The organism is Serratia sp. MYb239 (assembly GCF_002966855.1).
Lineage (GTDB): Bacteria > Pseudomonadota > Gammaproteobacteria > Enterobacterales > Enterobacteriaceae > Serratia_B > Serratia_B rhizosphaerae.
Map to the genome: position 1 here is coordinate 180,497 of NZ_CP023268.1, position 12,675 is coordinate 193,171.

Consider the following 12,675-nt stretch of genomic DNA (forward strand, 5'->3'; position numbering starts at 1 on the left):
TCCCATTGTCAGGTTTATTGTAGCGCGCGTAGCAGCGCGTCATTATCGGCATTTTCAGCTACCCGAATGCTGCTCCAGCCCAGTTCCCGGGCCAGGGTAGCCAGACGTTCGCTGACCACTACCAGGCGGCAACGCAGCAGCCATAAAGAACGGTAGTAATCAGGAACTAAAGTATACAACTGTTGTAACATTTCACCGCTGGTGACCACCAGCGTATCAATGCCCACGCGTTGCCAGTGGGCGCTCTGTTCCGCGCCGTCATAATGGACGGGACTGCGCTGGTAACATTCATAATAGCTGACATTGGCGCCGCGCTCGCGCAGCGTATCGCCGAGCAGCTCGCGTCCGCCGTTGCCGCGCAGGATCAGCGCCTGCTTGCCCGTCAGTTTTTGCAGCGCGGGTAATAATAGTAGCGTTTCGCTGATTTCGCGCTCGTGCGGATAGTCCACCGGCAGGCTGGTGATGCGGTGCAGCGCCAGCGCGGTGGTGCGCCCGATGGCGTAATAGGCGGGCTGGGCCGGCCAGGCGATGCCCGTGCGCCCGATCACCGAGTCGGCGTAATTCACCGCGTGCTGCGACAGGACGAACACCAAATCGCCGGCGCTCAGGTTGTGCAGCGCCGACGCCAGCCGCGGCAAATCGGCACCGGGGGCGAAATCAATCAGCGGGGCATGATAGGCAACCCGGCCGAGCGCGCGCAGCCGGCTGACCAGTTGCTCCCCGGAGGGGGAAGGGCGGGTTACCAAAATCGTCATGCCGGCGGATTCCCCTGATACACGTCCTGCAGGATTTCACGGGCGCCGTTGGCCAGCAGCTCTTCCGCCAGCGAGACGCCCATTTGCTGCGCCTGCGCCGCCGGGCCGCGGCGTTCGCCGCGCACCATCTGGCTGCCGTCCGGCGCGCCGACCAGTGCGCGCAGCCACAGCGTGTCGCCATCCAGCTCGGCATAGCTGCCGATCGGCACCTGACAGCCGCCTTCCAGGCGGGTGTTCATGGCGCGTTCAGCGCTGACGCGCAGGGCGGTCGCCTCATCGTTCAGCGGCGCCAGCAGCGCGCGGGTCACCTCGTCATCCAGCCGGCATTCGATGCCGACAGCGCCCTGACCGACGGCCGGCAGGGATTCTTCCGGGCTCATCGCGCTGCGGATGCGCTGCTCCAGCCCCAGCCGCTTCAGGCCGGCGACCGCCAGAATAATGGCGTCATACTCGCCGTTATCCAGTTTGGACAGGCGGGTACCGACGTTGCCGCGCAGATCGCGTACGATCAGATCGGGACGACGTTGGCGCAGCTGACACTGGCGACGCAGGCTGGAGGTGCCGACCACGCTGCCCTGCGGCAGTTGGTCGAGGGATTCGAAACGGTTTGATACAAATGCGTCGCGCGGATCGTCACGCTCGCAAATGGTCACCAAACCCAGCCCCTGCGGGAATTCTACCGGCACGTCTTTCATCGAGTGCACGGCGATATCGGCGCGGCCTTCCAGCAGCGCCAGCTCAAGTTCTTTGACAAACAAACCCTTACCGCCGACTTTCGCCAGCGGCGTATCCAGAATGATGTCGCCGCGCGTCACCATCGGCACCAGCTCTACCTGCAGGCCGGGGTGGCTGTCCATCAGGCGTTGCTGCACATAGTGCGCCTGCCAGAGCGCCAGAGGGCTTTGTCGGGTGGCAATTCGAATAATTTTGTCTAACATGCTTGTTACCGTTTTTATATTTCGCCAGCCATCCTACCACTGAGGACGAAAACTGTCAGTGCAAGAAGGAAGGGGGCCAGAAAAGGACAACGGAATCAACAGGACGTGTGATGTGTTTTGGGCAGTTAACACCGCGGATACGTCGTTTATGGTGAGGCGATAATAAGTGTGTCGCGTTACTTTCTTTACGGTCAATCAGCAAGGTGTTAAATTGATCACGTTTCCAGCAATAAGTCGTCAAATACTCTTTCTAACCTAACGACGCTTATGGAATACGGGTTTTTTTCTAAGCACCGGGATAATCAGGCGAGACGTCTTGTACCTTTATATCGAGACATTGAAGCAGAGACTGGATGCGATCAACCAACTACGTGTCGATCGCGCCCTGGCGGCCATGAAACCTGCCTTTCAACGGGTATACAGTCTGCTGCCTACCTTACTGCACCACCACCACCCGCTGATGCCGGGTTACCTGAATGGTAACGTTCCCCATGGCATTTGCCTCTACACGCCTGATGAAAACCAACAATCTTATCTGCACGATCTGGAAGACAAGTGGGGTAGTCCGTTTGAAACGCTGGCCAGCGGCGAACTGCCGATCACCGGCGTTTACTCCATGGGCAGCACCTCCTCGATCGGGCAGAGCTGCAGTTCGGATCTGGATATCTGGGTCTGCCACCAATCCTGGCTTGATAACGAAGAGCGTAATCGCCTGCAGCAAAAATGCAGCCTGCTGGAGAAGTGGGCGGCCTCGATGGGCGTGGAAGTCAGCTTCTTCCTGATCGACGAAAACCGCTTCCGCCATAATGAAAGCGGCAGCCTGGGCGGTGAAGACTGCGGTTCTACGCAGCATATCCTGTTGCTTGACGAGTTTTACCGTACCGCCGTGCGCCTGGCCGGCAAACGCATCCTGTGGAATATGGTGCCGTGCGAAGAAGAAGCGCATTACGATGAATATGTGCTGTCGCTGTACGCGCAGGGTGCGCTGACGCCGAACGAGTGGCTGGATCTCGGCGGGCTTGGCACGCTGTCGGCGGAAGAGTACTTCGGCGCCAGCCTGTGGCAGCTGTATAAAAGCATCGACTCGCCGTATAAGGCAGTGTTGAAAACCCTGCTGCTGGAAGCTTACTCCTGGGAATACCCGAACACGCAGCTGTTGGCGACGGGTATCAAACAGCATCTGCACGAGGGTGAGATCGTCTGCTTCGGTCTGGATGCCTACTGTATGATGCTGGAGCGCGTCACCCGCTATCTGACGCAGATTAACGACACCACCCGCCTCGATTTGGTCCGCCGCTGTTTCTACCTGAAAGTGTGTGAAAAACTGTCTCATCCGCAGGCCAGCGTCGGCTGGCGGCGGGAGATCCTCAGCCAACTGGTCAGCGAGTGGGGCTGGGACCAGGAACGGCTGGCGATGCTGGATAACCGCGCCAACTGGAAGATCGAACGGGTACGCGAAGCGCATAACGAGCTGCTGGATGCGATGATGCAAAGCTACCGCAACCTGATTCGCTTTGCGCGCCGCAACAACCTCAGCGTCAGCGCCAGCCCGCAGGACATCGGCGTGCTGACGCGCAAGCTGTACGCCGCCTTTGAGGCGCTGCCGGGCAAGGTAACGCTGGTGAATCCGCAGATTTCGCCGGACCTGTCAGAAGGCGATCTCACCTTTATCCACGTGCCGATCGGCCGCGCCAACCGCACCGGCTGGTACCTGTACAATCAGGCGCCGGCGATGGACTCCATCGTCAGCCATCAGCCGCTGGAATATAACCGCTACCTGAACAAGCTGGTGGCCTGGGCCTATTTCAACGGCCTGCTGACGTCGCGTACGCGGCTGCATATCAAGAGCGCCAACCTGTGCGACAGCGAGAAACTGCAGGAGCTGGTGGCCGACGTGTCGCACAGCTTCCCGCTGCGCCTGCCGGCGCCAACGCCGAAAGCGTTGTACAGCCCGTGTGAAATCCGCCATCTGGCGATTATCGTCAATCTGGAAAACGACCCGACCGCCGCCTTCCGCAATCAGGTGGTGCACTTTGATTTCCGCAAGCTGGATGTCTTCAGCTTCGGCCAGCAGCAGCAGTGTCTGGTCGGCAGTATCGATCTGCTGTACCGCAACTCGTGGAACGAAGTGCGTACGCTGCATTTCAGCGGTGAACAGTCAGTGCTGGAAGCGCTGAAAACCATTCTGGGCAAAATGCACCAGGATGCGTCGCCGCCGGAGTCGGTGGAAGTGTTCTGCTACAGTCAGCATCTGCGCGGACTGATCCGCACCCGTATTCAGCAACTGGTCTCCGAATGCATCGAGCTGCGTCTGTCCAGCACGCGGCTGGAGCCGGGCCGCTTCAAGGCGGTGCGCGTGGCCGGCCAGACCTGGGGCCTGTTCTTCGAACGTCTGAGCGTCTCGGTGCAGAAGCTGGAAAACGCGGTGGAATTTTACGGCGCGATTTCCAACAACAAGCTGCACGGCCTGTCGATCAAGGTGGAAACCGATCAGGTGCATCTGCCGCCGGTGGTGGATGGCTTCGCCAGCGAAGGGATTATTCAGTTCTTCTTTGAGGACGCCAAGGACGATCAGGGCTTTAATATCTACATTCTGGATGAGTCAAACCGCGTTGAGGTGTATCACCACTGCGAAGGCAGCAAGGAAGAACTGGTACGCGACGTCAGCCGTTTCTACTCCTCCTCACACGACCGTTTCACCTATGGCTCCAGCTTTATCAACTTCAACCTGCCGCAGTTCTATCAGATCGTGCAGATCGACGACCGCACGCAGGTGATCCCGTTTCGCAGCAACGCGCTGTCCAACCTGTGCGTTACCGTCAGCGACGGCGCCGCCGCGCAGCCGCTGAAGCAACAATATCAACTGCACTGATAACGTCAGGCGCGCTCCTTCGCACCCGTGATGACGGTCAGGCGAATTCGATCGTCTCGCCGGCCTGCTGCGTCGCCGCCTCGCTCAACAGTTGGGAGAATGACCAGCCGCTGCGGTCGCATAGCCAGGTGCCGTCGCGGTAGTCGAAGTGATAGCCGCCGGATTTGGTCGCCAGCCAGACCTGATGCAGCGGCTCCTGACGGTTGATGACGATCTTACTGCCGTTCTCGAAAGTCAGCGTCATCACGCCGGCGTTGGTTTCGTAATCGATGTCCGCATCGCCGTCAAAATTATCCAGCGTTTGCTCAATATCCTGCATCAGCTGGTCGGCCAACTGGTGAAACTCACTGTCGTTCATATTCGATTCCTATTGCTTTTCATGATCCACCTGCGATTATATACCCTTCATACTTGCCGCCTTGCTGCAACGCCGATTATTTTGGCTATGGCAGGCTCGGACGCATAAATTACAGGCATTAATGCAAATGAAAAAACAACTACGCTATGCGCTGCTGGCGGTTCTGGTCGCCGGTCTCTCTGGTTGCGGTCTGAAAGGCCCGCTGTACTTCCCTGATGATGCGAAAGGCGAGAAGACGGCGCAGCCGGTACAAACCGGCGATCAGGTGCAGAAAAATCAGCAGGAAGCCGCCGGCTCTCAGCAAAAACCGTCGATGAGCGCCGAATAACGCGCTGCACGGCGGAGGCGAGCGCCGCCGTGAATGACCGACGGCTAGCGCGTCCAGAAAGCGGAGTATGATATGCAGTTCTCCAAAATGCACGGTCTGGGCAACGACTTTATGGTGGTCGATGCCGTGACACAGAATGTCTATTTTTCCCCGGAGCTGATTCGCCGGCTGTCTGATCGGCATCTGGGCATCGGTTTTGACCAGATGCTGGTGGTGGAACCGCCTTACGATCCGGAACTGGATTTCCATTATCGCATCTTCAATGCCGACGGCAGCGAAGTGGCGCAGTGCGGCAACGGCGCGCGCTGTTTTGCCCGTTTTGTGCGGCTGAAAGGGCTGACCAATAAGCGCGATATCCGCGTCAGCACCCAAACCGGCCGCATGGTGCTCAGCGTGACCGACGACGATCGGGTATGCGTCAATATGGGCGAGCCTAACTTTGAACCGCAGGCGGTGCCGTTCCGCGCCGCCAAGGCGGAGAAGACCTATATCATGCGAGCGGCCGAGCACACGGTGCTGGCCGGCGTGGTATCGATGGGCAACCCGCATTGTGTTTTGCAGGTGGATGATGTAAAAACCGCCAAAGTGGAACTGCTTGGCCCGGTGCTGGAAAACCACGAACGTTTTCCGGAGCGCGCCAATATCGGCTTTATGCAGGTGGTCAGCCGCGAGCATATTAAGCTGCGCGTTTACGAGCGCGGCGCCGGTGAAACGCAGGCTTGCGGCAGCGGCGCCTGCGCCGCCGTGGCAGTAGGGATTCAACAGGAATTGCTGTCAGAAGAGGTGCATGTGGAACTGCCGGGCGGCAGTCTGCACATACGCTGGAAAGGGCCGGGCACGCCGCTGTTTATGACCGGCCCGGCCACCCATGTTTATGACGGATTTATTCATCTATGAAAAGCGTTGAGGACCAGGCCGTCGCAGCCATTGCGCTTGATGACGACGCCGTAATGCAGTACCTGCAGCAGAACCCGGATTTCTTTATGCGCAATGCGCGCCAGGTTGAGCAGATGCGCGTGCCCCACCCGGTGCGCGGCACCGTATCGCTGGTGGAGTGGCATCTGGCGCGACAGCGCAACCATATTGACCGGCTGGAAGAAGAGATTACGCTGCTGATGGAGCAGGCCAGCGCCAATGAAAACCTGTTTGGCCGGCTGCTGCATCTGCAGGCCAACCTGGCCACCGCCGACAGCCTGCAGGATATGCTCAATCGCCTGCAGCGCTGGGCGCGCGGCTTCGGGCTGGCCGGCGCCAACATCCGCCTGTTCAGCGATCGCTGGCAGATCGGCGCGCCGTCGGACTTTACCCACCTGGGCATTGCGCGCTCGGCATTTGAACCGCTGCGCATTCAGCGCCTGGGGGATGACCACCACTTTCTCGGCAGCCTGAACGGCCCGGAACTGCTGCTGCTGTTGCCGCAGGCCAAACAGGTCGGCTCGGTGGCGCTGTCGCTGCTGGGCGAGGACGGCGATTTGGGCATGGTGATCTTCAGCAGCCGCGACACGCAGCACTATCAGCCGGGTATGGGCACCGTAATGCTGGCCCAGCTGGCGCGCATGCTGCCGGAACTGCTGGAACGCTGGATCGAACGCGCATGACGGGCCCAGCGGCCGGCCTGCAACCGCCGGTGGACGCTTTTCTGCGCTACCTGAAAGTGGAACGCCAGCTCAGTCCGCTGACCCAGATTAACTACTCCCGCCAGCTGCAGGCGCTGTGCTCGTTGGCCGGCGGGCTGGGCGTCAGCGCCTGGTCGCAGCTGGATGCGGCGCTGGTGCGGCAACTGGTGGCCCGCAGCAAGCGGGCGGGGCTGCATGCCGCCAGCCTGGCGCTGCGTCTCTCCGCACTGCGCAGTTTCCTCGACTGGCAGGTGAGCCAGGGGCAGCTGCCTGCCAACCCGGCGAAGGGCATCCGCACGCCGCGCAGCGGCCGCCATTTGCCGAAAAATATCGACGTCGACGAAGTGAGCCAACTGCTGGAGATCGACGTCAACGACCCGCTGGCGGTGCGCGACCGCGCGATGCTGGAAGTGATGTACGGCGCCGGACTGCGTCTGGCGGAGCTGGTGGGGCTGGACTGCCGGCACCTCGATCTGGCCGCCGGCGAGATCTGGGTGATGGGGAAAGGCAGCAAGGAGCGCAAGTTGCCGATCGGCCGCACCGCCGTCACCTGGCTGGAGCGCTGGCTGGCGATGCGCGATCTGTTCGCGCCGGGCGACGATGCGGTATTTCTCTCCAATCAGGGCAAGCGCATCTCCACGCGCAATGTGCAAAAGCGCTTTGCCGAGTGGGGCGTCAAACAGGGCGTCAGCAGCCACATTCACCCGCACAAGCTGCGCCACTCCTTTGCCACCCACGTGCTGGAATCCAGCGGCGATCTGCGCGCGGTGCAGGAGCTGCTGGGGCATGCCAACCTGACCACCACACAAATCTACACCCACCTCGACTTTCAACACCTGGCCAACGTGTACGATGCGGCGCATCCACGCGCCAAACGGGGGAAATCCTGATGCATTTTTACCGGCCGCTGCGCCCACTGGCGGCGCTGACGTTCGATCTGGACGATACGCTGTACGACAACCGCCCGGTGATCGTTGAGACGGAGCGGCAGTCGGTGGCCTTTTTACAAGATTACCATCCGGGGCTGAAAGACTTTCAGTCGGCGGATTTTCACCGCCTGCGGCAGGCGCTGCGCGCGCGCGAGCCGGAAATTTACCATGACGTCACCCGCTGGCGCTGGCGGGCCATTCACCTGGCGCTGAGCCGGCAGGGGCTGGCGGAAGGCGACGCGGCGGAAGGAGCTGACGCCGCCATGCGGCACTTTGCCGACTGGCGCAGCCGCATTGAGGTGCCGGCGGCCACCCACGCCACGCTGAAGGCGCTGGGTGCGCGTTACCCGCTGGTGGCGATCACCAACGGCAACGTCGATCCGGCGCGCTGCGGCCTGGACGGTTATTTCCGCTTTGTGTTGCGTTCCGGGCCGGACGGCCGCGCCAAGCCCTATCAGGATATGTATCAGCTGGCCGCCGAACGGCTGGCGATCGCGCCCGCGCATATTTTGCACGTGGGCGATGACCTGACCACCGACGTAGCGGGAGCGCTGCGCGCCGGTTTTCAGGCCTGCTGGATCAATGACCGCCGGCGCAGCCTGATGCAGGCCGCCGACAGCCGTTTGCTGCCACATATTGAGGTTTCGCAGTTGGCATCGCTGACAGCGTTGTTATAATCCCTCCATAACTCTGTATAAATTCACAGTGAAAGCCGCGCCGGCGCGGTTTTCCCTTACCACGTAATGGTGCCTATGGACGTTTCCGACCTGCTCAACAGCATGAATGACAAACAACGTGAAGCCGTGGCGGCGCCACGCAGCAACCTGTTGGTGCTGGCGGGCGCGGGAAGCGGCAAAACCCGGGTGCTGGTGCATCGCATCGCCTGGCTGCTGGCGGTAGAGAACTGCTCGCCGTATTCGATTATGGCGGTCACCTTCACCAACAAGGCGGCGGCGGAGATGCGTCACCGTATCGAGCAGCTGATCGGCACCAGCCAGGGCGGCATGTGGATCGGCACCTTCCACGGTCTGGCGCACCGTCTGCTGCGCGCCCACCATATGGACGCCAACCTGCCGCAGGACTTCCAGATTCTCGACAGTGAGGATCAGCTGCGGTTGCTCAAACGCATTATCCGCGCGCTGAACGTGGACGAGAAACAGTGGCCGCCGCGTCAGGCGATGTGGTACATCAACGGCAAAAAAGATGACGGCCTGCGTCCGCAGCATATTGAAAGCTATGGCAATCCGGTGGAAGCCACCTGGCTGCGTATCTATCAGGCCTATCAGGAGGCCTGCGATCGCGCCGGGCTGGTGGACTTTGCCGAGCTGCTGCTGCGCGCCCACGAGCTGTGGCTGAACAAGCCGCACATCCTCAACCATTACCGCGATCGCTTCACTAACATCCTGGTGGACGAATTCCAGGATACCAACCGCATTCAGTACGCCTGGATCCGCCTGCTGGCGGGCGACCGGGCCAATGTGATGATCGTCGGCGACGACGACCAGTCGATCTACGGTTGGCGCGGTGCGCAGGTGGAGAATATTCAGCGCTTCCTGAAAGACTTTCCGGGCGCCGAAACCATCCGTCTGGAGCAGAACTACCGTTCGACCAGCAATATCCTCAAGGCCGCCAACACGCTGATCGCCAATAACGACGGCCGCATGGGGAAAAACCTGTGGACCGAAGGGGCGGAAGGGGAGCCGATTTCGCTGTACTGCGCGTTCAACGAGCTGGATGAAGCCCGCTTTGTGGTCAACCGCATCAAAACCTGGCAGGAAAACGGCGGCGCGCTGAACGACTGCGCAATCCTCTACCGCAGCAACGCCCAGTCGCGCGTGCTGGAAGAGGCGCTGCTGCAAACCGCCATGCCGTACCGCATTTACGGCGGCATGCGCTTCTTCGAGCGGCAGGAGATCAAAGATGCGCTGGCCTACCTGCGTCTGATCGCCAACCGTAACGACGATGCGGCGTTTGAACGCGTGGTGAACACGCCGACGCGCGGCATCGGCGACCGTACGCTGGACGTGGTGCGCCAGACGGCGCGCGACCGCCAGCTGACGCTGTGGCAGGCCACGCGCGCGCTGCTGCAGGACAAAGTCCTGGCCGGACGCGCCGCCTCCGCCCTGCAGCGCTTCACCGAGCTGGTGGATTCGCTGGCGCATGAAACCGCGGATATGCCGCTGCACGTGCAGACCGACCGGGTGATCCGCGACTCCGGCCTGTTCCTCATGTATGAGCAGGAAAAGGGTGAAAAGGGCCAGGCGCGGATCGAAAACCTGGAGGAACTGGTGACGGCGACGCGCCAGTTCAGCTATCAGGATGAAGATCAGGATTTAATGCCGCTGCAGGCATTTTTATCGCACGCGGCGCTGGAAGCCGGCGAAGGGCAGGCCGACGCCTATCAGGACGCGGTGCAGCTGATGACGCTGCACTCGGCCAAAGGGCTGGAGTTCCGCCAGGTGTTTATCGTCGGCGTGGAAGAGGGCATGTTCCCCAGCCAGATGTCGCTGGAAGAGGGCGGCCGGCTGGAAGAAGAACGCCGTCTGGCCTACGTCGGCCTGACGCGGGCGATGGAAAAGCTGACGCTGACCTACGCCGAGACGCGCCGGCTGTACGGCAAGGAAGTGTACCACCGGCCATCGCGCTTTATCGGCGAGATCCCGGAGGAGTGCGTGGAGGAAGTGCGGCTGCGCGCCAGCGTGTCGCGGCCGGTGAAACACCAGCGTATGGGCACGCCAATCAGCGAGAACGATACCGGCTACAAACTGGGTCAGCGGGTGCGCCATCCGAAGTTCGGCGAAGGCACCATCGTCAATCTGGAAGGCAGCGGCGAGCACAGTCGGCTGCAGATTGCTTTCCAGGGCGAAGGCATCAAATGGCTGGTGGCGGCCTACGCCAAGCTGGAGACGCCGTAATCCCCCGGCGCCCGGCGGCCTCAACCCGGGTAGCGGTCGCCTTCCTGTGCGGTCGCGTACCAGCGCAACACCGCCTCAATGCCGTCGCCGCCTTCGGGCGGCGCCCAGCGCATGCAGTCTTCCGCCGTTAACGGCTGATACGGCCCCGGCTTCACCTCGAACAGCACCCCGCCGGCATCGACCGACAGCACGGTATGCCAGACGTTGGCAGGCATTTCCAGCAGCCGGTTCTCTTCGCCCAGCATAATGCGCCGGATCACCGCGCCGTGGTCGTCAAATTGCAGCACCACAAAGCGGCCGCGCAGCGGCGTCAGCAGCTCCCAGCTTTGCGGGTGGCGGTGCGGGCGAATATAGGTGCCCGGCTCCATGGCAATGGTCATTCTCTGCACCGGCTCATTGATATCGTCATGCAGCAGGTGGTGGGTGCGCAGGCGCGGCAGTTGGGCGGCCTGCTCGCCCATCGCGTTCATCTGTTGTTGGGTTATTAATTTCATTAAGGAAATCCGCAAGCTATCGATGTAGTGATTCTAGCAACTTTCCCGGCGCGGGGCGTTGCGCGCGGTCATTTCTTTGCGCCGGCACGCGGATTTTTATGGCATTGTCATCGTGGTGAATTGTTGGGTATTTATCCTGTTTAACGTGTTGACAGGCTTTTTCCTCTCGGCGTAACATGCGCGCACGATTATCAATGAGGACATTCGCCTTGGACACACCCAGTAGATGCTGGCTCACTGACCTGGATCCCAACAGGTACAACTTCTAAGGCTATCCCATTACGCTGATAGCCTTCGTGGTTGTCGGCGACCCCTCCGTGTGTCGCTCTGAGTCAGATCTCTTTATGGTCTGAAACGAGCGTGGCCTGTGTGCCTCCCCCGTTTCTGTGCTTCAACGCGTTGTCTGCCTAAAATGATGTGAGTTGCATCAGTGGGTTTGGGCGTTCTGTCGCCCGGGATGATGCAACTCCAATGAATGCAGGGTATCCCCTCACCATTAGGGAGTTTTAGCACATGCTAAGCGCTTTCAAATTAGATAACAGCCGCTTGTCCCGCCTCGAGCTGGATGAGGCAGAAGACCTGACCACCTCACTGTGGGTAGACCTGGTCGAGCCGGAAGAAAGCGAGCGCGACCGTGTGCAACATGAGCTGGGACAAAGCCTGGCCACCCGTCCGGAACTGGACGACATCGAGGCCTCGGCGCGTTTTTTTGAAGACGAAGACGGTCTGCACATCCACTCCTTCTTCTATTTCGAAGATGCGGAAGATCACGCCGGCAACTCCACCGTGGCATTCACCATCCGTGACGGCCGACTGTATACGCTGCGCGAGCGCGAGCTGCCGGCGTTTCGCCTGTACCGCATGCGTGCCCGTAATCAGATGATGGTGGATGGCAACGCCTATGAACTGCTGCTGGATCTGTTTGAAACCAAAATTGAACAGCTGGCGGACGAAATTGAGAATATTTACAGCGATCTGGAAAAGCTCAGCCGGGTGATAATGGAAGGGCATCAGGGCGATGAGTACGACGAGGCGCTGTCGACGCTGGCGGAGCTGGAAGACATCGGCTGGAAGGTGCGCCTGTGTCTGATGGATACCCAGCGCGCGCTGAATTTTCTGGTGCGTAAGGCGCGGCTGCCAACCGGCCAGCTGGAGCAGGCGCGTGAGGTGCTGCGCGATATCGAATCCCTGCTGCCGCACAATGAGTCGCTGTTCCAGAAGGTGAACTTCCTGATGCAGGCGGCAATGGGCTTTATCAATATCGAACAGAACCGCATCATCAAGATCTTCTCGGTGGTGTCGGTGGTGTTCCTGCCGCCGACGCTGGTGGCCTCCAGCTACGGCATGAACTTCGAATTTATGCCGGAGCTGAGGTGGTCGTTTGGCTATCCGGGTGCGATCAGCCTGATGATTCTGGCCGGCCTGGCACCGTACCTGTACTTTAAGCGTAAGAACTGGCTGTAAGCCGGT

Annotated in this window: 12 protein-coding genes; 8 read left to right on the forward strand and 4 right to left on the reverse strand. The window is 60.5% G+C overall.

Annotation, left to right across the window (positions count from 1 at the left end):
* Positions 1 to 14 precede the first annotated feature (14 nt).
* Both hemD and hemC read right to left on the reverse strand, forming a co-directional pair.
* Entirely contained in the window at positions 15 to 755 is a 741-nt protein-coding gene (gene hemD, locus CLM71_RS00815; RefSeq protein WP_105229337.1) for a uroporphyrinogen-III synthase, read from the reverse strand.
* Positions 752 to 1,693 (reverse strand): hydroxymethylbilane synthase, encoded by a 942-nt coding sequence (gene hemC / locus CLM71_RS00820; protein WP_105229338.1) that lies wholly within the window; start codon positions 1,691 to 1,693, stop codon positions 752 to 754. The genes hemD and hemC overlap by 4 nt, the downstream gene beginning before the upstream one ends.
* Before the next feature lie 316 nt (positions 1,694 to 2,009).
* On the opposite strand from hemC, the gene CLM71_RS00830 reads away from it, so the two are divergent.
* Complete coding sequence (locus CLM71_RS00830) at positions 2,010 to 4,565, forward strand: class I adenylate cyclase (RefSeq protein ID WP_105229340.1); 2,556 nt, start codon at positions 2,010 to 2,012, stop codon at positions 4,563 to 4,565.
* Positions 4,566 to 4,602: 37 nt separating this feature from the next.
* Here CLM71_RS00830 and cyaY read toward each other — a convergent pair whose 3' ends face one another.
* The gene (gene cyaY, locus CLM71_RS00835; protein ID WP_105229341.1) at positions 4,603 to 4,923 is read right to left on the reverse strand and encodes an iron donor protein CyaY; all 321 of its coding nucleotides are present in this window, start codon (positions 4,921 to 4,923) and stop codon (positions 4,603 to 4,605) included.
* 127 nt (positions 4,924 to 5,050) lie between these two features.
* Between cyaY and CLM71_RS00840 the strand changes: the two genes are divergently transcribed.
* The 6 genes from CLM71_RS00840 (at position 5,051) to uvrD (ending at position 10,711) form a co-directional block, all read left to right on the forward strand.
* Entirely contained in the window at positions 5,051 to 5,251 is a 201-nt protein-coding gene (locus tag CLM71_RS00840; protein ID WP_281354970.1) for a lipoprotein, read from the forward strand.
* 72 nt (positions 5,252 to 5,323) lie between these two features.
* Positions 5,324 to 6,148 carry a diaminopimelate epimerase gene (gene dapF / locus CLM71_RS00845; RefSeq protein WP_105229343.1) on the forward strand — a complete coding sequence of 275 codons (825 nt, stop codon included), beginning with the start codon at positions 5,324 to 5,326 and terminating at the stop codon, positions 6,146 to 6,148.
* A complete protein-coding gene (locus CLM71_RS00850) occupies positions 6,145 to 6,849 on the forward strand; it encodes a DUF484 domain-containing protein (RefSeq protein WP_105229344.1) in 705 nt (234 codons plus the stop codon). Before dapF ends, CLM71_RS00850 begins: the two co-directional genes overlap by 4 nt.
* Complete coding sequence (xerC, locus tag CLM71_RS00855) at positions 6,846 to 7,757, forward strand: tyrosine recombinase XerC (RefSeq protein WP_105229345.1); 912 nt, start codon at positions 6,846 to 6,848, stop codon at positions 7,755 to 7,757. The genes CLM71_RS00850 and xerC overlap by 4 nt, the downstream gene beginning before the upstream one ends.
* The gene (gene yigB / locus CLM71_RS00860; protein WP_105229346.1) at positions 7,757 to 8,473 is read left to right on the forward strand and encodes a 5-amino-6-(5-phospho-D-ribitylamino)uracil phosphatase YigB; all 717 of its coding nucleotides are present in this window, start codon (positions 7,757 to 7,759) and stop codon (positions 8,471 to 8,473) included. Before xerC ends, yigB begins: the two co-directional genes overlap by 1 nt.
* Before the next feature lie 75 nt (positions 8,474 to 8,548).
* Positions 8,549 to 10,711, forward strand: coding sequence for a DNA helicase II (uvrD, locus tag CLM71_RS00865; RefSeq protein ID WP_105229347.1), 2,163 nt, complete (start codon positions 8,549 to 8,551; stop codon positions 10,709 to 10,711).
* Positions 10,712 to 10,731: 20 nt separating this feature from the next.
* On the opposite strand, the gene CLM71_RS00870 is transcribed toward uvrD, so the two are convergent.
* Positions 10,732 to 11,205: a WbuC family cupin fold metalloprotein gene (locus CLM71_RS00870; RefSeq protein ID WP_105229348.1), complete on the reverse strand. Its 474-nt coding sequence runs from the start codon at positions 11,203 to 11,205 to the stop codon at positions 10,732 to 10,734.
* Between the two features lie 513 nt (positions 11,206 to 11,718).
* Here CLM71_RS00870 and corA point away from each other — a divergent pair.
* On the forward strand, positions 11,719 to 12,669 hold the full coding sequence (gene corA / locus CLM71_RS00880) for a magnesium/cobalt transporter CorA (protein ID WP_105229350.1): 951 nt from the start codon (positions 11,719 to 11,721) through the stop codon (positions 12,667 to 12,669).
* Positions 12,670 to 12,675 lie beyond the last annotated feature (6 nt).

What these genes read in the sequence shown, in the direction of transcription:
- hemD (WP_105229337.1), bottom strand. Translation starts at nt 755, where the DNA reads ATGACGATTTTGGTAACCCGCCCTTCCCCCTCCGGGGAGCAACTGGTC.
- hemC (WP_105229338.1), bottom strand. Translation starts at nt 1,693, where the DNA reads ATGTTAGACAAAATTATTCGAATTGCCACCCGACAAAGCCCTCTGGCG.
- cyaY (WP_105229341.1), bottom strand. Translation starts at nt 4,923, where the DNA reads ATGAACGACAGTGAGTTTCACCAGTTGGCCGACCAGCTGATGCAGGAT.
- CLM71_RS00840 (WP_281354970.1), top strand. Translation starts at nt 5,051, where the DNA reads ATGAAAAAACAACTACGCTATGCGCTGCTGGCGGTTCTGGTCGCCGGT.
- dapF (WP_105229343.1), top strand. Translation starts at nt 5,324, where the DNA reads ATGCAGTTCTCCAAAATGCACGGTCTGGGCAACGACTTTATGGTGGTC.
- CLM71_RS00850 (WP_105229344.1), top strand. Translation starts at nt 6,145, where the DNA reads ATGAAAAGCGTTGAGGACCAGGCCGTCGCAGCCATTGCGCTTGATGAC.
- xerC (WP_105229345.1), top strand. Translation starts at nt 6,846, where the DNA reads ATGACGGGCCCAGCGGCCGGCCTGCAACCGCCGGTGGACGCTTTTCTG.
- yigB (WP_105229346.1), top strand. Translation starts at nt 7,757, where the DNA reads ATGCATTTTTACCGGCCGCTGCGCCCACTGGCGGCGCTGACGTTCGAT.
- uvrD (WP_105229347.1), top strand. Translation starts at nt 8,549, where the DNA reads ATGGACGTTTCCGACCTGCTCAACAGCATGAATGACAAACAACGTGAA.
- CLM71_RS00870 (WP_105229348.1), bottom strand. Translation starts at nt 11,205, where the DNA reads ATGAAATTAATAACCCAACAACAGATGAACGCGATGGGCGAGCAGGCC.
- corA (WP_105229350.1), top strand. Translation starts at nt 11,719, where the DNA reads ATGCTAAGCGCTTTCAAATTAGATAACAGCCGCTTGTCCCGCCTCGAG.